Origin of the sequence: uncultured Proteiniphilum sp. (genome assembly GCF_937873925.1) — a bacterium.
Taxonomy (GTDB): domain Bacteria; phylum Bacteroidota; class Bacteroidia; order Bacteroidales; family Dysgonomonadaceae; genus Proteiniphilum.
In genome coordinates, this window is sequence record NZ_CALNAT010000071.1 from 14633 (window position 1) to 41132 (window position 26500).

Below are 26500 nucleotides of genomic sequence, written 5' to 3' on the forward strand. Positions count from 1 at the left end.
AAATGAAGACACCTCAAAAGGCAACAATACGTATCCGCAGCTGAAAAATATACTGTAAAGATACAATTGTGGAAAATTTCCCCGGATGTTCAATAGTTATATGAATATCTCCTTCACTTGGAAAGAATGCCATATTTTTGTTGCGGATTCATTGAAAAATAGAATTACGCGCATTGATTTTTTAATCCAACCAAAATCTTAACTATGTTTTTATTTTCTCGTAGAGGTTACGCGATCTTAAAGACATAGTTATTTTTTATATTTCCCCCTGTAAGTTAAAGGGTTTGTAAGCCAAAAGGGTTCTTTTTATTTCCATGTGCGGTTTTCAAAAGAAATTACCGGCATTTGCAGGTTCAACACTTTCCCGTTTTCTTTGTTATAACTACCATATACCTCACATGTATGGGATACGAAATTGAACGTAAATTTCTGGTCAGGGGCGATTATAAATCACAATCTTTCAATAGTTTTTCTATCAAACAGGGTTACCTGTCCCTGTCCGGAATAAGCGTGATCCGTATACGGATCAAGGGTGAAAAAGCATTCATCACCGTTAAAAGCGCTTTGGCGGAAGGCAAAATAAAACGCCATGAATGGGAATACGAGATTCCTGTAAAAGATGCCGAAGAGATGCTTTTATTATGTGAAAATACTAGGGTCGAGAAAACCAGGTACCTGGTTGATTACGGCAGCCATCTGTTCGAAGTGGACGAGTTCTACGGCGATAACGAAGGATTGGTTATTGCCGAAATAGAACTGGAGGACGAAGATGAGCCGTTTGACCGCCCCGGTTGGCTGGGAGATGAGGTGACCGGAAATGTGCGGTATTACAACTCTTTCCTATCCGCACATCCATATAAAGAGTGGAGTGGTGAGTAGATCACTCCACAATCGTTACCCACCCGTATTTATCCGGCTCATCGCCATATTGAATAGCACGCAGTTTGCGGTATAGCTTCTCGCTCACCGGGCCTGCTTTGCCGTCTTTGGAAAACTCGTAACTTTTGTTTTCATTCAGGTCATCGATCCGCAAAATGGGACTGATCACGGCGGCTGTGCCGCAGGCTCCCGCCTCCTCGAAAGTGGCGAGTTCCTCTTCCAAAACCGGCCGGCGTTCTACCTTGAGCCCCATATCTTCAGCCAGTTGCATCAGGCTTTTGTTGGTGATGGAAGGTAAAATGGATTCCGATTTCGGGGTGATATAGGTATTGTCCCTGATCCCGAAGAAGTTGGCAGGACCGCACTCGTCGATATATTTCTTCTCCCTGGCGTCGAGATAAAGCACCGCGGAATAGCCCATACTGTGTGCTTTTTCACCCGAGCGCAGGCTGGCGGCATAGTTTCCTCCCACCTTGAAAGTGCCTGTGCCGAGAGGAGCTGCACGATCGTATTCACGCATAATTACCATGGGAGTAGGCTTGAATCCTTCTTTGAAATAGGGACCTACCGGTGTCACGAAGATCAGGAAAGTGTATTCTTTGGCCGGTTTCACTCCCACCTGGGCGCTGGTACCGATAAGCAGCGGACGAATATAGAGCGATGCTCCGCTTTCATAGGGCGGCACAAAACGGGCGTTCTTTTTCACGGCCAACAGCACCATCTCTTCAAAGAGTTCCACCGGCAGTTCCGCCATCATAATACCGCGGCAAGAGGATTGCAAACGCAGTGCATTCTCCCGCATACGGAAAATGCGGATCTTCCCGTCTTTCCCACGGAAGGCCTTCAACCCTTCAAAAACTTCCTGCCCATAATGCAGGCAGGTGGCCGCCATATGGAGGGTTATCTGCTCCGATGTTTCCAGTTCGGGATCGCTCCATTTGTCGTCGCGGTAATGACTGCGGACGTTGTAGTCTGTCTTCATGTAGCCGAAGGATAAATTCGACCAATCGATTGCATCCATTTTCTAATATTTAATAGTATTTGAGTTAGACTAAGCCCCTGCAAATATAGGGTTTTATTTTTGTAATTAGGATTCTTTTACAGGAAAAATCATTAATTTCGTACTGCCAAATGATCGACCAAATAACTATAGGACGTATTCAGGATGCGGCACAAATTGTGGATGTCGTATCCGACTTTGTCACGCTCCGTCGCAGGGGAGTGAATTATGTGGGTTTGTGCCCGTTCCATGACGACCGCACGCCTTCATTTTATGTTTCGCCTGCCAAAAATATCTGTAAATGTTTTGCCTGTAACGAGGGAGGATCGCCCATACACTTCGTGATGAAGCATGAGCAACTCTCCTATTACGAGGCCTTGAAGTACCTTGCCCGCAAGTACAATATCGAGGTGGTGGAAAAAGAGTTTACCGATGAGGAGAAACAGGCCCAGAGCGACCGGGACAGTATGTTTATTCTCAATGAGTATGCCCGCGATTATTTTGTGAAGATACTTCATACGCATCCCGAAGGGAAAGCGGTCGGACTCACTTATTTCCGCGAGAGGGGATTCCGGGACGATATTGTGAAAAAATTTCAACTCGGTTACAGCCTGGAGCAACGTGACGCTTTCTCGGTCGAAGCGCAGAAAGCCGGATACAAACGCGATTACCTGTTGAAAACAGGATTGTCCACCGGCAACGACCATCAGCCGCTTTTCGACCGTTTCCGCGGGAGGGTGCTTTTTCCTGTCCATACACTCTCCGGAAAGGTAGTGGCTTTCGGCGGACGTATCCTCAAAAAGGTAGACAATGTAGGGAAGTATGTGAATTCTCCCGAAAGTGAGATCTATTCCAAAAGTAATGAACTGTATGGGATCTACTTCGCCAAAAGCGCCATAGTAAAACAGGATAAGTGTTTTCTGGTGGAAGGATATACCGATGTGATCTCCATGCACCAGGCAGGAATTGAGAATGTGGTGGCATCGTCGGGGACGGCGCTTACTTACGGACAGATCCGCATGATACACCGTTTTACCGAAAACATTACCGTACTTTACGATGGCGATGCGGCGGGAATAAAAGCAGCGTTGAGGGGGATCGACCTGTTACTGGAAGACGGTATGAACGTGAAGGTGGTGCTCCTTCCCGAAGGGGAAGACCCCGATTCCTTTGCCAGAAAACAGAATGCAGAGGGTTTCCATCAATATATTGAGAAAAATGAGGTTGATTTCATCCGCTTTAAAACACAGCTACTGTTGAAAGAAGTGGGGGATGACCCCGTCAAACGCTCAGGGTTGATATCGAGTGTGGTGGAAAGTATTTCTTTGATACCTAATACAATTACCCGTTCAGTCTATATCCAGGACTGCTCGCAGTTGTTGAATATGCAGGAGCGGGTATTAATCTCGGAGATCAATAAAATAAGTCGCCGCAACTACGAAAGAAAAAAGGAGCAAAAAGAGAAAGAACCTGCTGCGACGCAAGATCGGGAACCGGAAAATATACCAATAGCCGGAGTGGGGACTGAAAGCAGGATCTCTTTAAAAAATCCTTACGAAAAATATGAAAAAGAGATCCTTCGCTATGTAGTCCGCTACGGTAACAGGCCTATATTCCGCAAGTTCGAAAAACGCAAACGCAAAGAAGGCAAAGAGGTCATCGAGGAGGATGTGTTGGTGGAAGAGGGGCCGGGCGTAACGGAATTTGTGAGGTTCGACCTGGAACGCGACAACATCACGTTTACCACCGGCCTGTACAGACGAATTTTTGAGGAGGCTGTGGCCTATATGGAAGATATGCATTTCGATTCCGGGCGTCACTTTCTGTCGCATATTGATCCGGATATCAGCAGGCTGGCATCGGAATTGATGAGCGACCGCTATCATCTGAGTAAGATACATGCGAAGATACTGGGTGAAGAACTCGACGACAAAGACTCCCGTTTATTGGAACAGAACTTACTGAACTCCTACGTACCCCGGGCAACCACAGAACTGAAGAATGCCTATGTCCTGCAACAGATCAAGGAGATACAAAAGGAGATGAAACAGGCCACTCCGGATGACTCCCTCTCCCTTATCGTCCGGTTACAACAGTTGCAGGAAATAAAGAAAATTCTCTCGAAAGAACTGGGGGAAAGGATTATACTGAAATATTAAATAAATATATGTATTTAGAAACCACTAATGTAGTAAAACAGTATGCCAATCATCTGGCGTTGGATAAAGTGAGTATTCAGGTACCCAGGGCTACTGTTTTCGGATTGTTAGGACCGAACGGTGCGGGAAAAACCACGCTTATCCGCATTATCACCCGCATTACTGCCCCCGATAGCGGAGAAGTGATGATTGACGGCCGGCCCTCAAGATCCGAAGATGTATATAATATCGGTTACCTGCCCGAAGAACGCGGATTATACAAAAAAATGAAAGTGGGAGAGCAGGCGATGTATCTAGCGCAGTTGAGAGGACTGTCAAAAAAGGATGCGCACCGCGAATTGATGATATGGTTCAAGCGGTTCGACATCATGGACTGGTATAACCGTAGGGTAGAGGAGCTATCGAAGGGGATGCAACAGAAAGTGCAATTTATCTCCACCGTGATCCACGATCCGGACCTGCTGATTTTCGATGAACCTTTCAGCGGTTTCGATCCCGTGAATGCGGATATTGTAAAGAGGGAAATGTTACGGCTCAAAGATGAGGGAAAGACCATTATCCTCTCCACGCACAATATGGAATCGGTAGAGGAGTTGTGTGATAATATCGCGCTCATCCACAAGTCGCAGGTGGTATTGCAGGGAAAAGTGTTCGATATCCGCAAGGAGCACCGTCCTAATATTTTACGGTTCCGCCTGATGGGCCATGAGTTTGACCTGGAACATTCGTCTTTCACCCTCCTCTCCAAAGAACCTTACCACGAATTTATCGATCTGCGTATCCAAAAAGAGGGTGATATCAGCAGCAATGAACTGGTGAGATTGATTCTCGACAGATATGAGGTGGTGAGTTACGATGAAGAACTGCCCACGATGAACGATGTGTTCATCAGAACCGTAACAAAATAATTCTATCAGGCTGGGCCGTTATTTTAAAAACAATATAACAAAAGATTATGAACAGAGTAGGTTTAGTAATCCAAAGAGAATATATTACCAGGGTAAGAAAAAAATCATTTATTATCCTTACGCTCCTTATGCCGTTATTGATGGTGTCCCTGTCATTAGTGCCCCTGTGGCTTTCCACACTCAACGACGGGAGTGTGAAAAATGTGGCTGTGATAGACAATACGGGGATTTATGCTCCCCTGCTGAAGTCTACGGACGCTTACCAGTTTCAGGTCATAGACGGATCGGAACAACAGGAGCCGGAATCGAGACTGGGAAAGGATCTGTTTGCTATTTTGCAGATTACCGGGGATCTGAACGAAAACCCGCGGGCAGTTTCGCTCACCTCCCAGAAACAGGCGCCGCAGGAGTTGCAGTCGATGATAGTGAGGACATTGAGCGAGAAGGTGACACAACAAAAACTTGATGAACTCTCGTCGTCGGGCAATGTGGACAGGGAGGCCATTACACAGGTGCGATCAATCGTGGAAGAAGGATCCAGGGTATCTTTGCGGACATTGCGCCTTGACGGGGACGGAGGTGTGTCGGAATCGTCTACCGAACTTGCTACTATCATCGGGATGCTGTTCACGATCCTTATCTACATGTTTATACTGATGTACGGGAACATGGTCATGCAGGCGGTGCTGGAAGAGAAGAAGAGCCGGATCGTAGAGGTGATGGTCTCTTCCGTAAAGCCGGTCAACCTGCTGGTGGGTAAAGTAGTGGGGATCGGATTGGTAGGAATTACCCAGTTGGTTATCTGGGGTGGATTAATGGGTCTGTTCTTCAGCGGATTATCCTTTTTTATCGCCTCTCCCGGTCAGGTGAACACTATGCCGGCCGAAATGGGTAATTTCGATATGGAGGGAATCCTGAATACGGTCATGGCTGTCAACTGGCTGGAGATCGGCTTTTATTTCATCCTCTTTTTCATCGGAGGCTATATCTTGTATGCGTCTATTTTTGCCATGTTTGCTTCGGCAGTGGATAGCGAGGAGGATACAAGCCAGTTTATGACGCCTGTAACGCTTATTATCGTATTCGCTTTCTTAGCCGGATTTTATAGCGTGAATAATCCCGACGGGCCACTGGCTTTTTGGGCATCATTGATTCCATTCAGTTCGCCTATCGTGATGATGGTGCGTATCCCCTTTGGAATTCCCTTGTGGGAGAAGCTGTTATCCATCCTGCTGCTTTATGGGACATTTGTGCTTCTCTCTATCCTTGCCGCCAAAATTTACCGGGTAGGTATTCTGATGTACGGCAAAAAACCATCGATCAGAGAAATGATAAAGTGGATAAGATATAAATAAATTTTTGCTCATGTTTCGCATAAAAAACCGACAAAAAGATGTATTTTTGCAGTTATAATAACTGATTGTAAACATAAAAGGTTTCTTTTCTGTTATATTAATCTTAAGCATGTGCCTGATTTCTATGAAATCACGCATGTGCTTTTTTTTATTGATAACGTATAAAGACAGTAAAATATACTCATATGAAACCGACATGTTTAAAATAATCATTAAACATCCGAGGGGAATAATTATTTTACACATCAAAGGTTCCATACACCGAAAAAAATAAAATAAGCGTATGAAATTTGAAAAAATGCACGGTGCGGGCAACGACTATATCTATGTCAACCTGTTCGAGGAGCGGGTGGATGATCCTGCATTATTGTCCCGCAGACTGAGCGACCGCCATTTTGGCGTCGGGAGTGACGGGCTTGTCCTTATCGGGCCTGACGAAGAGGGTGATTTCTCCATGAAGATGTTTAATGCCGACGGCAGTGAAGGCGCGATGTGCGGTAATGCGGCGCGATGCGTGGGTAAATATCTTTATGAAAGAGGATTGACCTCAAAAAAGGAGATTGCGCTGAATACCAAATCGGGTATAAAACATCTTTCATTGACGGTGAACCCGCATAACAATGAGGTAGAAAGTGTCAGGGTGAATATGGGAAAAGCTGCGTTCTCCGCTTCGGACTTGCTCCGTTCTCAGGTTATGCTCCCCGAGATGATTGATTATCCCGTTGAAATTGACGGTCAGGAGTATTATGTTACATTTGTCTCCATGGGAAATCCGCACGCTGTCATCTTTATGCAAGGTATCGATGATCTGGAGATCGAAAAAATCGGGCCGAAAATCGAACACCATCCTCTCTTTCCGAAACGTACGAATGTGGAATTTATCGAGGTGATCGACCGGGCACATCTGAAGATGCGCGTATGGGAGAGAGGAAGCGGAGAAACTATGGCCTGCGGTAGTGGCGCATGCGCTTCGTTGGTGGCGGGAGTGATTACGGATCGCTGCGACCCTAAGGCCTTGCTCCGGCTAAAAGGAGGTATCCTTGATGTTGAGTGGGAGAAAGACAATAACCAGGTCTTCCTTATCGGCGATGCCCATTTTGTTTTCAAAGGAGAAGTTTTTTAATGTGCCAATGTGAATAATGTGCTAATGAGTTAATCAGCAAATCAGCAAATCAAAAATATGTTCCGAATCAACGAAAACTATCTCCAACTGAATGAAAGTTACCTGTTCAGTACCATAGCCAAAAGGGTAGAGAAATTCAGCGCTTCACATCCCAGGGCCGATGTCATCCGTCTGGGGATCGGCGATGTAACGCTGCCCCTGCCTCCCGCCGTCATCCGTGCCATGCACAATGCCGTGGATGAAATGGCGGTAAAAGAGACTTTTCGCGGATACGGACCGGAACAGGGATATGGTTTTCTGCGGGAGAAAATAACGGAAATCGATTTCAGGCAGAAAGGGATTGATATCTCGCCCGACGAAATTTTTATAGGTGACGGCTCCAAGAGCGATACGGGGAATATCGGCGATATTCTGGGAGAGAATAATATCGTGGCCATTACTGATCCTGTCTATCCTGTCTATCTTGACAGCAATATCATGCGTCTGGGCAGATCCCCGAAGATCGTGTTGCTTTCCTGTGGCGAAGAGAACGGCTTTCTCCCCGAAATGCCTTCGCAACGTCCGGATGTGGTCTATCTCTGTTATCCCAATAACCCTACGGGAACGGTGATGAGCAGAGAACAACTCAAACAATGGGTGGATTATGCATTGGAAAACAGGAGTCTTATCCTGTTCGATGCTGCCTACGAGGCTTTTATCCGGAATAAGGAAGTGCCCCGTAGTATTTACGAAATTGAGCGGGCGAAAGAATGCGCTATCGAATTCCGCTCCTTCTCTAAAAACGCCGGATTTACCGGCCTACGATGCAGCTATACTGTGGTCCCGAAATCGCTGGTAGCAAGGTCTGCGGGGGAGAGCCAAGTATCTCTAAACAGTTTGTGGAACCGCCGTCAATCTACTAAATTCAACGGCACGCCCTATATCGTGCAAAGAGCTGCCGAAGCCGTTTATTCCCCGGAAGGGCAGCAGGAAGTACGCGATATGGTCTCTTACTATATGCGCAATGCAGAGATGATCAGGAAGGGACTGACAGAAAAGGGCTGGACGCTCTTCGGCGGTGAAAATTCCCCGTATATCTGGCTGAAATGTCCCGACCGAACGGATTCCTGGATATTCTTCGACCGGCTGCTCGAAGAGTGCCATATCGTAGGCACACCGGGCGTAGGCTTCGGTTCCAAAGGTGAAGGCTATTTCCGGTTGACCGCCTTCAACAGCCATGAGAAGACTGCTGAGGCGGTAGAGAGGATCAAAGGTTGGGTATAGAATTTTCCGTTTAATGCTTTAATTCTTTGTTTGGATCTACCCCCATTGTTAGTTTTATGTTTCCTCCGGAAATGATGTCATTAAAAGGAATAAATACTGATTCCTGTTTTTGTCCGTTTAGCGTTATGGATTGAATGTATTTGTTCTCTTTCGAGTTGTTTTCTGTTTCTATTATAAACGACTTCCCATTATAGTACTTGTCGTTTAATGTAATTTCTATCCTGTCAAAAAGCGGACTCCCCAATTGCATTTGAGGATTTGTTTCAGTCAACCCTTTTACATCGAATAGTCCCATCGTGGCCATCACATACCAGGCGCCCAACTGTCCCTGGTCTTCATCTTGTCCGTAGCCATAACCGTGAACTCCGCCCGTTCCGTAAAATTCATCGCAAATGGCGCGTGTCCATTTTTGAGTTAAGTATGGTTTTTCCGAGAAATTAAATAACCAGGAAATGTGTAAATTGGGCTGATTACCGTGATTGTATAGTGCCTGTACGCCGGAGAAGGCATTGATTTCTTTACCTCCGCCAAACACATCGAGTTGTGAGAGAGTGAAAATGCTGTCCAGTCTGGTGTTAAATTCGTCTTTTCCGACGCGCTGAATAAGTTCTTCGATATCGTGCGGAACATAAAACGTGTATTGTACTGCATTTCCTTCCTGAAAGCCTACCCAGGGCGCAAGTTTGTCGAAAGGTTCCAGAAATTCACCGTTTTTCAATCGAGGCCTCATCAGCTTCATTTTTTCATCGAAAACCAGTTCCCATCCTTTCGAAAGTCGTTGTAGGAGTTTCCTGTCTTCTTCTTTCCCAAGCGCTTTGGCAAATTCGGAAACGGCAAAACAGCTGAAAGCGTATTCCAACGTGTGCGATGTTCCGAACATGGAACCTTCGGGCGTAGTTGTCCATTGAATTTCGGGAACATAGGGAGCATATCCCATGTCAACAAATAATCCTACATCCATTTTTCCAGCACCTTTTATACGGTTTTTGCTTTCAATTTCGTTCTTAAGTGCAGCTTCATAACCTATATTTACATCGAAATCCCGAATGCCGCAGTTATGGGCTGCAGCAATGGCCAGACTTGTAAAATTGGTGCCTACGCCGGAAACATATTTACTATTGGCAATACCATCACCCAGCCAACCTGTTTCTCTATATACCAATAGCTGGCTTTTTATCCAATCTGAAAAATATTCGGGATAAACGAGTGTCCATAATTGAGTAAGATTCCAAAAGGCACCCCATATAGCATCGGTATTGTAATAGTTGTGAGCGGGTTTTCCTTTGGCATCAGTTTCAATTTGTCCGATCCCACCGTCATTCTTCGGATAGGCACCATTCACATCGCTGGCTATACCTCTTCCTAAAATGGCGTGATAAAGCCCGGTGTAGAATTTAACTTTATCCTCCTTTGTTCCTCCTGATACCTTTATTCTTCCGAGTTTTTCTTTCCAAATTGTGTGAGCATTTAATTTTACTTCTTCAAATGTTTTGGACGCCGCTTCGGTTTCGTAATTCAACTTGGCATTTTCGACAGAAGTATATGAAAGGCCAATTTTTACAAGGATATTTTCATTTTGGACTGTATTGAATCTAACGGCCATTGTACTGCCGATACCGTTTATTTCATTTTCTTGTACCGGTGTTTCCCCGCGATGGAATACAATGCTTTCTTCGATGGGTTTATCTAACTTCGCGTAAAAGTACATGGTGAGATCGGCTCCGCTTTGATATTTTTTAATGTATTCAGGAATGGTAGTTACAAACCCTTCTATGGTTTGGTTGTCTATTAACCGGATATGAGCATCTTTCACCGCACCACTTTCACCCAGGCGGTTTCCGATATCGAAAATGATATATGAACTGTCGCTTTCGGGAAAAATATATCGTTGTAAGCCGACTCTCTCAGTTGCGGTAAGCTCAACTTTGGTATTATAATCATTAAGTGTAACACTATAATACCCTGGAGTAGCGGTTTCAGTAGCTTTTTCAAAGTAGGAACGGTATCCTTCTTCAGGATTTTCAAAACTGCCGGGTTGGGTTTTGACTTCCCCTACCACCGGCATCAACATAACACCTCCGACCTGGAACTCATGAAAACAGGCAAAGCCTTCAATAGAGGTGTGACCATCTTCATAACCAACTGCTTCCCACCCCTCTTTATTTCCATAAGATCCGTTTGTAGAGGGTGCTAATTTTGCCATTCCGAAGGGCAAGGAGGCCGGGGTGTAGAAAAACCAGCGGCTGTGCACTGTTCCGATATTTGGATCGACGTATTGCGTGAAATCTTCTTCAAAATTGTTGTTTTTATCATGTCCGGATGTACAGTTCATGAATATGATACACCATAATGTAAGAAAAATTATTTTTTTCATTTTTATATTGTTGAAGTTATTATCTTTATTATCTGGCTTTTAGACAAAATTATTGATCATTTTCGTTATTCCTATCTCTATTGAACACTAATACAGGTTCGTGTACTATTTTTTCCGACAGATCGCCCGTATGAATTGAGAATAGGAAATTGAAACAATAACAGGCCGCAATTCTCTGAATATCTTGCTGCAAGTTATGATCAATTATCTTCAGACTGTTCTTCATATAACGCGATAGCACCATAAGATTCTACCACAGCCGCTTGCATCAACAATAAATAATACCGGTTCGGTTGTTTTCCGGTCCAGTCTTCATAAAATAATTTATCTGAAGTACGGGCGTTGTCATATGCATAATTTATCAATTTGGAATAAGTTTCTATATACGTTTTGGCAGTCGAATGATAGGGTAGAATATCAATGTAAGCACGCAATAGTTTCGTATTAAACCAGGGATCATGATCGGGAAAAGATAAGATTCCATTTCTTATTTTTGCAAAATAATCGTATGAACCAATAGCTGATTCAATCGCCTGGTCTAAATATTTTCTGTCGCTTGTTATTTTATATAACTCTATTCCATTTTGAATCATTACCCCTGTATTGTATGTCCAAATAGTATAGTTTATCTCTCCTTTTACATTTTTATCGTTCCAGTAACATTTTGTTGTTGGGTCAAATAAGTTATCACTAAGCCAGTTATATAAATCTCTTGCTAAATTTAAAATCTCTTGTTTTTCAGAATCGTCGCAAACGTGGAAATATCTCAAAAGAAAAAGTGTTGCGTACCCATTTGAGCAAGTGGGTTTATTTGAGTTAGGATTATCCATCATGTTTTTTTCGTCTTCATTCCACCATAATGCCCCGCCTAAAATCGGATCGATCCCACTTTTAAGAAAAGGAATTATATCTTTTGCCAATTCTTTGTAAGATTCGTCATTGGTGATGGAATAAGCCTCTAATAAGCTCAAACCCACTATGGAATTGTCATCGTAGAATCTGGTCCCTTGTCCGGTTGAGCCATTTGTCGATGAACTGTAAGCGGATATGTTGTTTCCTGCACGGCCTGTACTCAAATAACTTTGAAATGTACCTATCATTTTTTCATAAGGAATATCATATCCCAATTTTTCTAATGTAGCGGCTGCATTATTGATCGCTACCACGGGCCATAAGTATGCATATTGAGGATCTCCAGGTTGCGACGGATGACTTTCTTTGTAAAAACCTGTTTGACCGATTGAATATTTTGCATTTATAAGATCAAAAACTTCCTTCGCCCTTTCTCCAGAGTTTACTGGTACGGGATTATCAGGATTTTCTTTTTCTTTTGGAGGAGTATAGGGTTCCGATCCATCATTGCATGCAATGATGGGAGAAAATATGGATAGAACGAGTATAAACAAGATGTATTTTTTCATTTGTATACTATTTGTTTAGTTTTTAATTGTTGTATGGGACACGAAGTTTTCAATTTCATGTAGTACATCTGAAACCAAAGACGTCGTGTCCCGCTCTTATGTCTTCCGTGAGATTTACAACGGAGTTATATTAGAAAATTGATGTACGACCATATTTTCGAGATTCGTATTTATGATAATTGTACATTTCCTTAAGTCCAATGAGCCGCTCATCTTCCATAGATGATCCCATTGGCTCCATGGGAATTCTCCTATTTCATAGAATGATAAAGGTTCACCCCCGGTAGGTCTTTCGGGGCTGATCCCGTCTTTTCGTCCCCAACACCACTCATTGCCGTCTATTGTTGCAATAAAATAGTAACGTTCTTCTATCCAGCTCAACCAGCTTGGCGGATTGGTTTCGGGCCTGCTTTGCTGAATAAATCTAATTTCACAGTTGTCGGCTTGGAATATGCCATTTCCAATATAATTCAGTTCCCCGAAAGTATCATAATTTGCACCCCAAATAGCACGTACTCCGGAAATTATTTCAGTCTTTAACGATAGTGTATTGAAATCTACTGTAATTCTGTAGGGAAATTCATTTGAAGATAAGGATATTGTTTGGGTACCTTCCATTAGTTTATCGTCGGCATAATAATATTGTATGGCGTTTTCGTCTTCGGCAGATCTTAAAATTAATTGTCCATCTCCTTGTACTTTGGTGTATATAACAAACTTCCCTTCCGATTCTTGTCGAAATTCGAATCCTTGCTGCCCTTCGTTTTCAGAGCCCGATCCGTACAGAAATAATGTAGCCGGTATTTCCAATCCCTCACCGCGGGTAACACTTATTGTTTCAGTAAGCCCCGATTGTTTTATTTCTCCTGCTTTAGAAGCAACTACGGTCCAGATGATGTTTCCTGTTTCTCCGGGTATAATCCCGAGGTTACGCGCGATACTGTTTAAAGCTACATGAGTGAGTGTTAAAACAGATTCCACACCATTGTCGCTAAATGTACGATAGACAGGATTCGAAAAATCACCGCCGGTTTTGTCAAACAAAACTTCATAAGTTACATAAGATCCGTCCTCTGCACTACCCCCCGTCCATTTTAAGAGAATGTTTTCTGTTGATTTTACATCAATATCCACTTTTAAAGGAGATTCTAAATCAGTGGGAGGTGTGAACCCGGTTGAGAGTTCATATTGTTTCTCGCAGCTTATCAGTAAAACGAAGATAAAACTTAAGTATATAATTCTTTTCATACGATTATTTTATTTTTTACGTTAATGTGTATGGAACTCGCAATATTGACTACGTCGATTACTTCGTAATTCCTGCTCTTGTGTAAAATGATTTATACGCTCGTTTCATAAACTTCAATTTTTAATTACCATTTTGGATTTTGGGTTAAATTCTTGTTGATATCCCTGTCTTTTTGGGGAATAGGCCATAAGTAGTGTTTGGCCGGGTCGAATGTCCGGTTTTCTACACGGATATAGCCGTTATCCGTTCCTATTACTTCTCCTGTATGTAAACCGTGTGCCCAGCCATTTAATACGTTTTCGGCAATTTTCCACCTGATGATGTCTTTATGCCTTAATCCTTCGAAAGCCAACTCGTTTCTTCTTTCATTACGAACGATTTCAACAAGGTTGCCGGATGCAGGAAAACTCAATGCCCGATTGTCGCTAAACCCGGCTCTTTGACGAAGAATCCTTATTGTATTATTCCAGGCTGTTTCATCCAACTCTCCTAATTCAGCGAGCGCTTCCGCATTCATCAACAAAACATCAGCATATCGAATAAGTATGATATTCAATCCGGACATTAAATTGGCTCTGTACGTATTGTCCCAGTATTTTTTAAGATAATATCCTGTTGCAGTACTATTCGATGAGTACCCATACCCGTCGGGGTTGGCTCCCTGATCGCAATTAATAACAGCCTCAGTACCGTCAGCTTTTACGTAGCTGTTGCCTGTATATACAACCGCTGCCTTTAAGCGGGGATCCCTGTTGTTAAATTCATCATTGATGTTGAAACTTCCTTGCGGTGCATTATCGATATTGTACCCGTCCAAAGTTATATAAGAATCTATTAATTCCTGAAGGGGAGATAATTGGGAATAGCCATCCAAAGAAGGTGGTACGAAATGATATTGAACATTATGTTCACGGGTTATGGGCATATACTGATAATCGAAAATTACTTCCTGATTATTCTCATTTTCAATTTTAAATAAACCCTCATAACTTGGAAACAATGTAAATCCCCCGTCGGAAATAATATTACCGGTAACGGTTTTCACTTCGTTGTATCGACCTTCAAATAAAAGTATACGGGCCTTTAAAGCCATAGCAGCCCAAATGGTCGCCCTACCTGTGTCGTTACCGGAATAGGATGTAGGAAGATGGTTGTTATCAATAATTGCATTCAGATCAATTAAAATATTTTCAACAATTTCCGCTTTTGGCGTACGTCCGATAGTCTCAGATTCATTTACAGATAATACATGGGTAAAATAGGGTATATCTCCAAACTTTGAATACAGTTCGAAATAATGAAAAGCCCTGATAAACATAGCTTCTGCTTTATATCTGTTCTTTAATTCATCATTCAAATTAGGGACATTGTCAATATTGGTGAGTAAAAGATTACAATTTCTAATTCCACTGTATTTTCCATCCCACACGGCAGCAACATATTGGTCTGAAGTGGAATAAGATCCGTTTCCGATACTTTGATTGAATGCATTGGAAACTTTTGTGTATCCGTTATCCGTCATTGCATCGGAATACAGAATCTCAAATGCATCTGTTATTTCAGAGTAGCATTTGTTGACCATATACAAAGCCGATTCGGGTTTTTTCCAGAAACTCGCATCGGTTTCTCTATCATAAGGCAACAGGTCTAAATCTTGACAAGAAGTCGCCAGGAATATGACAATTAATGATTTAATCAGGTTTTTATTTAGTTTCATAGTGATGATATTTTAAAATTTAACATTTAATCCAAAAGCCAATACTCTGTTTACCGGATAAATGCGTCCACTACCATCTGCTGTTTCAGGATCCCATCCGCCTTTCATTTGTGTAAAAGTCAGTGCATTTTGTAAACTTGTAAAAACTCTTAAGGAGTTAATTGACAATTTATTGGTGATATTTTGTGGAAAGGTATATCCCAATTGGATGTTTTTAAGCCTTAAGTAAGCAGCATCGTCAATCCAGAATCCGGATTTTGCCGCGTTGTTTGCAGATTCTGCTCCTACGGTCAATCGAGGGTATGTTGCATTGGGATTATTTGGTGTCCATCGGTCGATATGAAAATCAAAGACAGGTCCTTCATTGTTATTATGGAATGCTTCCACCGATTCTCCTCTTAACCAAACACTTCTCATTCCAACTCCTTGCCAAAGCATAGAGAAATCCAATCCTTTCCAGTTAAAACCGTAGTTAAAACCATAATTATAACGAGGAAATCTGTTACCCAATATAAAACGGTCATCGCTTTCTTTTACCAAGCCATCACCATCTTTATCTATGTATCTTAAATCTCCGGGCTTGGGAGTGATTCCGTCTAACCAGGGACCGGCCTGGACTTCCTGTTCGTTTTGGAATATTCCATCCCATCTGTAAGCGTAATATGAAAACATCGGGTAACCTTCTTTCAGGATCGTATTTACATCAAATCCGTCTATTCTTTCAGTTCCCTTCATATCAATAACTTTGTTTTGAGAGTCCGATACTCTTCCACTGATAAGATGATTTACTGTTCCTGTTTTAAAATTATATTCAGCAGATAGTTCCCATCCACGATTTCCTACCACTGCGGCATTTTGTGCGGGGAAATTTCTTCCGTATCCGTATAATCCGGTCAAAGGCAGATTTACAAGAATGTTATATGTTTTATCGTTAAAGTAATCGGCTGTGAATCTCAATGCATTGTTTAATAGGGCTATATCTGTTCCGATATTGAACATACGTGTTGTTTCCCATTTTATATCGGGATTGTAAACAGTATAATTAGCAATCGGCACCATAGCAGAGCCGAAATTATATCCATTTAAAACTGATATGCCTGCCAAATATTGATAGTTATCGATACTGCCATCAGTCATTACATTATTATTCCCTGATAATCCCCACGATGTTCTGATCTTCATAAAGGGTATTGTTTCTTTTACATTAGCGAAGAATTCTTCTTCTGCAATGTTCCATGCGGCCGAAACCGAGGGGAAAAACCCATGCCTGTTTTTAGGAGAAAATCTGGATGACCAGTCATTTCTTCCATTGAATTCAAACATGTACCTGTCTTTATAATTGTAGGTGAATCTGTACAGGATAGAAGGTAATGTCCAATCGTGAGCCCATCCGACGTTTCCGGTGTTATCTCTTTGTTCACCTACCAGGATATCGTAATCAGTTTGATCTATACGATATGTTTGAAATCTCTTATGATTAAGGCCTTCATAACTGTATCCGGCCAAAAATCCAAATAAATGGTTTTCTATTTTTTTATCGTATGTGAGAAGTATATTCCCTATAATATTTTGGGTTCGTCCGAAATCTTCGGTCAAACGATTTTCCTGGTCTCCGGTACCGGGGATTGCTTTCCTGTTTTCATGCATCACATCGTTATTCAATTTACCTCCGATCATCCCCTTTAATGACAATCCTTCCAAAATAGTATATTCTGCCGATATGGTTGCAGAAAGCGCATCGTTTTTATTTTGGCGGTAACCACCTGTCTCTAATCTTGCCAAAGCGTTGGTGTTGCTGCCACTTGGTAACGTATAATTACCATTCTCATCTTTTACAGGATAAATGGAAGGCATTCGTGTTGCCTGCTCTATGATCCATTCTGTCCAATAGGCATGATCCTGAATCTGATTGCGGACATACGATAGGTTTGTACTCAATTTGAGTTTTTCTGAAACCTGTGTTTCAAGGTTCAGCCTTGTATTATATCTTTTATGTCCGTAATCGTCCCCTTTAAACAAACTATTTTGATCCATATATCCGGCGGATATTAAATAAGAGGTGTTCTCATTGCCCCCATTTACGGACAAATTGTGCGTTTGTTGAGGTGCTGAATCCCGGTAAATCTCTTTCATCCAGTTTACGTTAGGGCCATTTTCCCGGAAATTCCGGATTTCTTCGGGAGTAAAACGGATGTTTCTTCCCGAGTTGACCAATGCTTCGTTGCGTAGTTCGGCATATATCCAGGAATCGACAATTCTGGGTAAAAAAGTTGCCGTCTGAATTCCATGAATGAAATCATATTGTATGTTGGCTTTTCCCTTTATGCCTTTTTTGGTGGTTATAAGTATTACTCCGTTTGATGCCCTTGAACCGTATATAGCAGTGGATGCCGCATCTTTTAGTATGGAAATGCTCTCAATATCGGAAGGGTTTACGTTTTGGATATCTTCATTGACAATCCCATCCACAATAACCAAGGGATTATTATCATTCATCGTTCTCTCACCTCTGATGCGGATTCCTAATCTTGCTCCCGGTTGAGAATTTTGTTGCTGGATAATGAGTCCGGGGGTTGTTCCTTGAAGGGCTTCAACTACATTTACGATAGGTTTCCCATCCAGATCCCTTGTGGAAATGGTAGAAACAGCCCCTGTTAGATTAATCCTCCTTTGGGTTCCATAGCCTACAACTACCACCTCATCCAATAATTGCCGGTCTTCTTCCAAATTAATGACCATATTATTGTAATTTGTTACGGTAATTGTCTGTGTTTGATAGCCGATATATGAGATTTGAATCTGACTCCCAAGAGCGATAGTCAAAGAAAAATCTCCATCAATATTTGTCACGGTACCCCGGTCTGTACCCACTTCCCTAATAGTAGCTCCGATAATTGGCTCATTATTAGTCCCAATTACTTTTCCATTCAATGTTTGACTGCTCTGCCCCATCATTTGTAGGGTAATTGCAAAATACAACATAATAAGAATAACAGGTAATTTTATTTTCTTATCATGACAGTACGTCTTTAAATTTACATTTTGATTTTTCATGCAATAATTAATTTTACTAATTTATTTTATTTATAGGTTCATCTATTTAACTGATTCAGAGCAAAATTATACGCCCCAATTGCAATGGCCTTGCTGGTTCCCAACTTACTTGTTTTTACGCCGATCTTCTTTACCGCATGATATATCGCGGTGTTCTTGCTTTCGGGGACGGTTACGATTTTTGATTCGGTCTTCAGAAAGAGCGCCTTCTCGTTTTCATCTTCCAGATTATAGGATTTCATTTGCAACCGGGGAAAAGTATCACCTTTGACGGTTTTTCTGACTCCGTTCATTTCTTTGATTATCGCGGGAAGGATATATTTATGCGCATTCGCGATCCCTCCGCCAATGACAACTATTCCATCCACAATATTCAGCGATTCGGAAAGAGTGAAGCCGGCAATTTCTCCTAGTTTTTCAAAACTCTTTATCGCGGCTTCCCTGTTACCTGGGTTTGTTCCTTCGGCAATTTCGAAAATCTCTTTCGGAGAGATATTCGATTCATCTCCCGAAAGTTCACGGTATTCCCGTTTCACGGCGCGGATACTTACGCCCTCTTCGGCGAGGAGACGATGGTCGTATTTGTTTGCTGATAACCAGACATCGCCGCCGCAGCCATTGTCGCCCGATAAAAGCCTGTTATCTATTACCACGCCGCCACCGAAACCTGTACCAAGGGTGACAGCGAGCAGGTTGCGGTATCTTTTGGGGTTTCCGGTAGCTTCCAGTTGTTGGTTGACTTCCGGTAATGCCCCTGCAAGCGCTTCACCATAGGCGAAGAGATTCCCGTCGTTATTGATAAAGACCGGTAATCCGAATTTTTCTTCCAGATAAGGTCCTAATGCGATACCTCCCCTGAAAGCAGGAAAATTGGGCAAATCGCCAATAATGCCGTTTTCGTAGTCGGCCGGGCCGGGAAATGCAAAACTGATGGCTATAGGTTCATCATTTATTCTTCCCATTACTTCCCTAAAGCCGGTAGCAATAGAATGTAAACATTTTTGCAAATTGTCCGGATGCGCCGGAAAATCTACCGGATCAATGATCTCCTGATTATCTTGTATGGCCGAAAATATAAAGTTGGTTCCTCCCGCATCGAGAGTTAATACCGTTCGTTTATCTCTATTGTCCATTTTCTTTGAAAATATTTGTGAGTAATAGATTTATAACCAAGCAGAGAAGAAGGACGGACAGGGCGGCCGAAAATCCGAAGTTGTCATTCATCAAACCCTGGAGGGGTAAAATAACGGCTCCGCCCGAAACACCCATGATCATTAGTGCCGAGATCTCGTTTGAACGTTGCCTGTCTTTCTGTAGAGCAAACGAGAAAACGATCGAAAAAACATTCGCACAGGTAAACCCGATAATGAATATAAGGATCAGTAAGAGCCAAAGATTTTGGACAAACATCAATGCAGCAAAAGCAATAATGGCAAAGATGAGTGAATACCTTAAAAAACGAAGGGGTCGAAATTTTAAAAGAAGTAGGGTTCCCGCGAAAGCGCCTATTGTCTTTGCCGCGAAATAGACACTGCTACCCAGCCCGGCACGGCTTAGCTCCAATCCCATCCGCTTCATCAGCAATTCGGGGGCCGAGGTGTTTATTCCTACATCCAGACCGACAATAAATAAAATGCTTAGAAAGCAATACAAAATGTACTTATCTTTCAAAAGAGTCAATGCACTCTTGAAAGTACTTTGCCTGTTCTCAAGCCCGTATTCTTCTGTTTTTGAGAATAGTAATAGTAAAACGGAAAGCAAGGAGATAACGGAAAAAACGACGAAAGTCATTTTCCAATCTAGGAAATAACTTGCCGTGGCACCCGCGATAATGGGGCCTGACAGCGATGAGATGGACTTGATGAACTGCCCCGCAGTCAGTACGCTTGCCGTTTTCTCTTTTTTAAACATGGATGCCACCAATGGATTGAGTGAGACCTGCAGGACCGTATTGCTGATACCAAGTAATGCAAAGGCTGTCAAAACCGTAGGGAAAGTGTAACTGATAAACGGTATGATCATCGCTAAGGTCGTGAGAGCAAGAGAGAGTAAAACCGTTTTTTTCTTGCCGATCCGTCCCATCAGGATCCCGGCAGGAATAGAGAAAACCGCGAACCACAGGAATACCATCATGGGAATGGTATTTGCAAGTGTGCTCGATAAATCAAAATCTATTTTTATATAATTGGTAGCAATACCTACTACATCCACAAATCCCATGATAAAGAAACCGAAGAATACGGCTACTTTAGGAACCCAACCTGATTTTGCATTGTCGTTGTTCATCTTGTATCTGTTTAAAATCTGACACTTGCCTTAATGGTTACGCATTTCCGGCTGGCAGATTTGCCATGTGGCCTGATGGTATATTCTTTTACAGAAGCCGGTACGATGAAGGTTTCTGCATAGTGTACGATAAGGGGTTCAAATCTACCATCCGGACTTTCCACGATGATCTCGTCACCTTCCACCAAATTCAAAACATTGACCGAATCGTTTGTCATATGCGGTACCGGCCCTGTAAAGATGTGCCTCCTTGTTTCTATAAACTGCGTTTGGTGCAAGCCGGTTTTTTCTTCTGCCCATCCTTCGCCCCGGGCAATCTCTTTAAACCGGTTCACTAATTGGGAGGTAACGTAATCGGTATCTCTGTTCCATTGAATGACCTGTTTTCCCTTTTCTATATTGATGGGCCTCGGTTTTCCGTCCAGCCCCAGCCGGCTCCAGTCCCATAGCTTAAAAGTAAACAGGTTGGGAGTAGCGCTGATTTCAAGCACGACTGAATTTTTTCCTGAGCAATGAATGGTGCCTGCAGGTATCAGAAAATGATCATGTTTCTTTGCGGGAATAGTATGAATGTACTTCTCATCATCGAAATTTAGTTTTGGGTCTTTATTCGCATTCTCGATATCATCGATCATGGCATTGCGATCAATTCCCTTTTTTAATCCCAAATAAACATTTGCATCCTCTTTTACATCGATCATGTAATAGCTTTCGTCCTGCGTGTATGGTAATCCGAAGCGATCTCTTGCAAATTGAGTAGTAGGGTGCACCTGAAGGCTTAAGTTTCCTCCTCCCATTGTATCCAGAATATCAAAACGAATAGGGAAATCCTGCCCGAACCTTGCTTCGACCGGTTCACCCAATAATTCTTTGCTTTTCAAATATACCAGGTTGACCGATGGCATTTCAAAAGTCTCTCCGTCAATCTCTAATAGTAAACTGTTTTCTTCGGGAACACAATCGAAACACCAGCCGAAATTGCTGACTGATTTGTCCAGATTGCAGACTTCTTTCATCCATTGTCCTCCCCACGGTGCCGGGTCAAAGAAAGGGACCACCCTGAATGGTTTATGCGCTGTCTTTTCAATACCCTCAAAAAATGTTTTTTTGTCGATAAGCTTCGGCTCTTTTCCGGTAGTATCCAACCAATAATCTATATGTTGGTACAATGTCCTTTTGTGCTTGTCCAACACTCTCCAGTCATTGAAATAGCCCCGTTTATATTGAAGAGAAAATGCCTCATTTTTGTTATCAACGCCTAAACCTGTAACTTCATTTTTTCGCATCCTTTGCTGTATTTCCCAGCGAGGCATATCGGCATATACCAGCGTATCCGGTTCTATGACGTATGAGCTTCCATAACCAAATAGAATGATATTCCCGTTTTTTTGTGCGGATTTTATTTCCTGATGGATGGCAATTATTTTCTCTTCATCAAAATAATCCCAGATAGATAGATTGCTCAAATAGCCGAACAAAATATCTTCCTTCATAAAGTTTTCTGTAATCCGAAGAATTTCACTTTCAGCTTTGAAAAGTTGAGCGGTATCCACAAATAATGCGTGGGGGATATTTCTGAAATAAGAGATGAGTTGCTCGTAGTAAATGCCGGTATAACATTCAATAGCGACTATATGGGTGTCGGTTACCGGAGTGATTTGATTCAGAATATTTTCCCAGCCTTTAATAAGGGTTCCATTTTCAATGGAAGTGGCGGGGTATTTGTCATACTGAGAGTTGTTTTTACACATATGGTTGAACATGTTTTATATTTGTTTGAACATATAGATGCGGCAAATGTATAAAAGAAAATAAATAACTCCAAATTATTTTGATTTTTTTTTATTTTTCTATTACTTTGTCAAAAAAATATGGGTAATAACAAGATACCTTTGCACAAACAAGCTGAGTCCTACCTCAGAAAATTGATAGAACAGGAGGAATTCAGCGATGGGGAGTTGATTCCCAATGAAATCGAATTGTCTGAACAATTGAAAATGTCCCGGAATACCCTAAGACAGGCCATCAACACACTGGTTGGGGAAGGGCTCCTTATTCGTAAAAGAGGCGTCGGCACAAGGGTGGCAGAAAAAAATATCTATAGCGAAGCCACTAATTGGTTGAGTTTTTCGCAGGAAATGAAAATTTTAGGCATGGAAATTGAGAATTTTGAACTGCATATCAGCAAACAGATGGCCAGTGCAGAAGCAAGATCTTTTTTTTCAGTTCCTGAGAACACTAAAGTGCTGCGTATAGAGAGGTTAAGAGGGAAAGTCAATTTTCCATTTGTCTATTTTGTCTCTGAATTTAATCCGGAAGTCCCTTTAAACGGAACGGAAAATTTCAACAGGCCGCTCTATGAGATACTAAGAAACGACTATCACATTGTCGTAAAAACATCAAGAGAAGAAATAAGTGCTGCGCCTGCCAATAACTTTATCGCTTCAAAACTGGAAATCGAAACCGGTGACCCCATATTAATCCGGAAAAGGGCAGTGACTGATACAAACGGACTGCCGATAGAATACAATATCGGTTGGTATCGCGCGGATTCATTTACCTACAAAATAGAGTCCGTTCGCAACGGTATATAGTTGATGTATTAATCTATCACTATCACCTTCATCTTTCCACTATTGAGTGGGATAGGGGAGAATCGAATATCAGCAGCATACTTTGAATATATTATTATGAAAAATATCAGGAATTCCTTATCAATTGATCAGGTGAGGTCCTCTTATCCTATATAATAGGTACTCAAAGTGACATAAAAAGGGAAATAATCCTTATTTGTTGCTATTGTAAGGAATAAAGTCTGCTTGTACCTTTGTAGTTTGATCAATCGGCTTTTCATCGTTTTTCTATGACAATCACGTTGTGGAAAGTGGTTGTGTGCGATTTCATGCCGATAATACAAAGGAGGTTGTTTGAAGACGCTTGTTCTTACATTTATTTTACTCGTCTGTTCTGTGTTGTCCCTGTTTGTAGGGGTGGCAGATATCTCTATTGCTGATATTTTCCATTGGAATGCGGAAAAGCTGGCGCTTATTTCCATCAGCCGTATCCCCCGGACCGCTGCATTGATATTGGCCGGGGTAGGGATGAGTGTGTCCGGGGTAATCATGCAACAGATGACACAGAACAAGTTCGTCTCTCCTACTACGGCCGGTACGCTCGAAGCAGCCAAAATGGGACTGCTTATTTTCCTGATCTTTATTCCCACGGCAGGATCGGCTATAAAAATGATGCTTGCCTTCCTCTTTACATTTGTTGCCAGCCTGATCTTTCTGGCCATCGTGCGGAAGATACGCTACCGCAACATGGTGTTTGTGCCGTTGGTGGGATTGATGTTCGGGGGGATTATCGGTTCGATATCCACCTTCTTCGCCGTGAGGCTGAACATCGTGCAGGATACCAATGCCTGGATGATGGGTGATTTTTCAGGTATCCTGCAGGGGCGCTACGAAATGATATACCTGAGCCTGCCTGCCATCATCATCACCTACCTTTATGCGAACAAATTCACCGTAGTAGGGATGGGTGAGGATTTTTCCAGGAACCTGGGATTGAATTACGCGGCGATCATGAATATCGGCCTTTTCTGTGTATCGCTCACGGTAAGCGCCGTGGTGATTACCGCTGGGGCCATTCCCTTTCTGGGACTGATCGTCCCGAATGTGGTGAGCCTCCTCTTTGGAGATAACCTGAAGAAAACATTGCCTTTAGTCGCCTTGTCGGGAGCCATTTTCCTGCTGTTGTGCGATATTGCGGGGCGGGTGGTGATCTATCCCTACGAGGTTCCGATCGGGGTGACAGTAAGTATTATCGGGGCAGTCATTTTTCTCATCTTGATAATCAGGAAACGATGAAGGAGATATGTAAGTCGATTTAATGATGTGGTGATGTAACGATTTGATAATTATTTAATCAATAAATCAGTAAATTGACACATCTTATTATTGCGAGTTCCATCCACCTTGATGTAAAGAAATAAAACAATTGTATGAAAAGGATAAAGAAGAATTTTCTGATCGTGACCTTGCTGCTATTGGTGGCGGCAGTCCTTTTCCTTTTCTATAATATGGGGAATAATTGGGAGTTCGCGTTGCGCCTGCGTAGTGTAAAAGTGGCAGCTATCCTTGTCGTTTCCTGTTGTGTGGCCTACTCTTCCGTCGCTTTCCAGACGCTTACGAATAACCGTATACTCACCCCTTCCATCATGGGGTTCGAGTCAGTATACCTGTTGATCCAGACCGTGATCGTCTTCGTTTACGGTGATCAAACATACCGGGTGCTCAGCAGCCTGGACAACTTTTCATTGTCGGTGCTGGGCATGATAGGATTTGCCTTTCTGCTCTATATATTGATCTATAAAAAAGGCAAGGACAATCTCTATTTGCTACTATTAGTCGGGATTATACTGGGTACGCTGTTCAATAGCCTCAGCTCGTTTATGCAGTTACTGATCGATCCGAACGACTATTTTATCGTGCAGGGGAAGATGTTCGCCACGTTCAACAAGATAAACCGTGATTTGCTGTGGCCTTCAACGGCCGTGTTGCTCGTGCTTCTGACCGTTGGTTTCCGTACCACCAAATACTTAGACGTGCTGGCATTGGGCAGGGATCAGGCGATTAACCTCGGATTGAATTACAATCGCACGGTGCAGCTCTTCTTAGTGATTATCGCTGTGTTGGTATCGGTTTCTACCGCACTGGTCGGTCCGATCACTTTCCTGGGTTTGCTGGTAACCAATCTTACCTACGAGTTGTTTAAAACCCACCGGCATGGTATTATCATTGCCGCCTGTTGTCTTGTCACTGCCGTCACGTTGCTGAGCGGGCAGTTCGTGATGGAGCGGCTCTTCCACCTCTCCATCCCTGTAAGCGCCATTATCAATCTGGTGGGCGGATTGTATTTTATGTTTTTATTGTTACGCGTAAGGAAATTATGATTGAAGTAAAAGAGATATCGAAACACTATGGGAAAAAAATTGTGCTGGACGGTGTCGACCTGCAGTTTCCCAGAGGAAAGATCACCTCACTCATCGGGAGTAACGGCGCCGGGAAAAGTACGCTGCTCTCCATTGTCAGCCGGCTGTTGGCACAAGACGGGGGCGTTGTGATGGTGGACGGAAAGAACGTGACGGACTATAAGAACAAGGTATTGGCACAGCGGCTCTCCATACTCAAGCAATCCAATCACGTGCGACTGAAGCTGACCGTGCGGGAACTGGTGTCATTCGGCCGGTTCCCCTATTCGCAGGACAAGCTGACCGACGAGGACAAGGAAAAAGTGGACAGGGCGATCCGTTTTTTGGATATGAAAGATATTGAAGATGCCTATATCGACGAATTGAGCGGGGGGCAGAAACAGCGGGCCTACATGGCGATGGTGGTGGCGCAGGATACGGAATATGTTTTGCTCGACGAACCGCTGAACAACCTGGATATGAAGCACTCGGTACAAACAATGAAGACCTTGCGCAGGCTGGCGGATGAGTGGGAGAAAACCATCATCATCGTGCTGCACGACATTAATTTCGCATCGCATTATTCCGATTATATTGTCGCCCTGAAGGATGGCAAAGTGAAATATTGTGATACGACCGATAACATTATCAACGAGAAAGTGTTGGAAGATGTGTTCGATATCGCGATCACTGTATCGGAATTTAATCAGAAGAAAGTCTGCAATTATTTTGTTTAAAAT

General features: G+C 42.7%; 19 protein-coding genes. 10 read left to right on the forward strand and 9 right to left on the reverse strand.

Annotation, left to right across the window (positions count from 1 at the left end; translation table 11 throughout):
* Positions 1–402: 402 nt before the first annotated feature.
* On the forward strand, positions 403–879 hold the full coding sequence (locus tag Q0502_RS04865; RefSeq protein ID WP_298647846.1) for a CYTH domain-containing protein: 477 nt from the start codon (positions 403–405) through the stop codon (positions 877–879).
* A 1-nt stretch (position 880) separates the two neighbouring features.
* Here Q0502_RS04865 and Q0502_RS04870 read toward each other — a convergent pair whose 3' ends face one another.
* Entirely contained in the window at positions 881–1900 is a 1020-nt protein-coding gene (locus Q0502_RS04870) for a branched-chain amino acid aminotransferase (RefSeq protein ID WP_298647849.1), read from the reverse strand.
* Positions 1901–2010: 110 nt separating this feature from the next.
* Between Q0502_RS04870 and dnaG the strand changes: the two genes are divergently transcribed.
* From dnaG to Q0502_RS04895, 5 genes are all read left to right on the forward strand, one after another.
* Positions 2011–4038 (forward strand): DNA primase, encoded by a 2028-nt coding sequence (gene dnaG, locus Q0502_RS04875; protein WP_298647851.1) that lies wholly within the window; start codon positions 2011–2013, stop codon positions 4036–4038.
* An 8-nt stretch (positions 4039–4046) separates the two neighbouring features.
* Positions 4047–4946, forward strand: a complete 900-nt coding sequence (locus tag Q0502_RS04880; protein WP_298647852.1) for an ABC transporter ATP-binding protein — start codon at positions 4047–4049, stop codon at positions 4944–4946.
* A 47-nt stretch (positions 4947–4993) separates the two neighbouring features.
* Entirely contained in the window at positions 4994–6301 is a 1308-nt protein-coding gene (locus tag Q0502_RS04885) for an ABC transporter permease (protein WP_298647853.1), read from the forward strand.
* A 283-nt stretch (positions 6302–6584) separates the two neighbouring features.
* Entirely contained in the window at positions 6585–7424 is an 840-nt protein-coding gene (dapF, locus tag Q0502_RS04890; RefSeq protein WP_298647854.1) for a diaminopimelate epimerase, read from the forward strand.
* A 57-nt stretch (positions 7425–7481) separates the two neighbouring features.
* Positions 7482–8687, forward strand: coding sequence for an LL-diaminopimelate aminotransferase (locus Q0502_RS04895; protein WP_298647856.1), 1206 nt, complete (start codon positions 7482–7484; stop codon positions 8685–8687).
* 10 nt (positions 8688–8697) lie between these two features.
* Here the strand turns inward: Q0502_RS04895 and Q0502_RS04900 are convergent, their stop codons facing one another.
* The 8 genes from Q0502_RS04900 to Q0502_RS04935 form a co-directional block, all read right to left on the reverse strand.
* Positions 8698–11061, reverse strand: a complete 2364-nt coding sequence (locus Q0502_RS04900; protein WP_298647859.1) for a GH92 family glycosyl hydrolase — start codon at positions 11059–11061, stop codon at positions 8698–8700.
* Between the two features lie 200 nt (positions 11062–11261).
* Entirely contained in the window at positions 11262–12482 is a 1221-nt protein-coding gene (locus Q0502_RS04905) for a glycoside hydrolase family 76 protein (protein WP_298647862.1), read from the reverse strand.
* A gap of 114 nt (positions 12483–12596) precedes the next feature.
* Positions 12597–13730 carry a SusE domain-containing protein gene (locus Q0502_RS04910; RefSeq protein WP_298647865.1) on the reverse strand — a complete coding sequence of 378 codons (1134 nt, stop codon included), beginning with the start codon at positions 13728–13730 and terminating at the stop codon, positions 12597–12599.
* A 125-nt stretch (positions 13731–13855) separates the two neighbouring features.
* Positions 13856–15448, reverse strand: a complete 1593-nt coding sequence (locus Q0502_RS04915; protein WP_298647868.1) for a RagB/SusD family nutrient uptake outer membrane protein — start codon at positions 15446–15448, stop codon at positions 13856–13858.
* Between the two features lie 12 nt (positions 15449–15460).
* Entirely contained in the window at positions 15461–18430 is a 2970-nt protein-coding gene (locus tag Q0502_RS04920; RefSeq protein WP_298647871.1) for a TonB-dependent receptor, read from the reverse strand.
* Between the two features lie 110 nt (positions 18431–18540).
* Positions 18541–19635, reverse strand: coding sequence for an ROK family protein (locus tag Q0502_RS04925; RefSeq protein ID WP_298647872.1), 1095 nt, complete (start codon positions 19633–19635; stop codon positions 18541–18543).
* A complete protein-coding gene (locus Q0502_RS04930) occupies positions 19625–20788 on the reverse strand; it encodes an MFS transporter (protein ID WP_298647874.1) in 1164 nt (387 codons plus the stop codon). Before Q0502_RS04930 ends, Q0502_RS04925 begins: the two co-directional genes overlap by 11 nt.
* Positions 20789–20799: 11 nt before the next feature.
* Positions 20800–22539 (reverse strand): class I mannose-6-phosphate isomerase, encoded by a 1740-nt coding sequence (locus tag Q0502_RS04935; protein WP_298647878.1) that lies wholly within the window; start codon positions 22537–22539, stop codon positions 20800–20802.
* 120 nt (positions 22540–22659) lie between these two features.
* Between Q0502_RS04935 and Q0502_RS04940 the strand changes: the two genes are divergently transcribed.
* The 4 genes from Q0502_RS04940 to Q0502_RS04955 all read left to right on the forward strand — a co-directional run bounded on the left by Q0502_RS04940 (position 22660) and on the right by Q0502_RS04955 (position 26497).
* Positions 22660–23382 (forward strand): GntR family transcriptional regulator, encoded by a 723-nt coding sequence (locus Q0502_RS04940; RefSeq protein ID WP_298647881.1) that lies wholly within the window; start codon positions 22660–22662, stop codon positions 23380–23382.
* A gap of 333 nt (positions 23383–23715) precedes the next feature.
* Positions 23716–24657, forward strand: coding sequence for an iron chelate uptake ABC transporter family permease subunit (locus tag Q0502_RS04945; RefSeq protein ID WP_298647884.1), 942 nt, complete (start codon positions 23716–23718; stop codon positions 24655–24657).
* Between the two features lie 134 nt (positions 24658–24791).
* A complete protein-coding gene (locus Q0502_RS04950; protein WP_298647887.1) occupies positions 24792–25742 on the forward strand; it encodes an iron chelate uptake ABC transporter family permease subunit in 951 nt (316 codons plus the stop codon).
* Positions 25739–26497: an ATP-binding cassette domain-containing protein gene (locus Q0502_RS04955; RefSeq protein WP_298647890.1), complete on the forward strand. Its 759-nt coding sequence runs from the start codon at positions 25739–25741 to the stop codon at positions 26495–26497. The genes Q0502_RS04950 and Q0502_RS04955 overlap by 4 nt, the downstream gene beginning before the upstream one ends.
* The last annotated feature ends 3 nt before the right edge of the window (positions 26498–26500 follow it).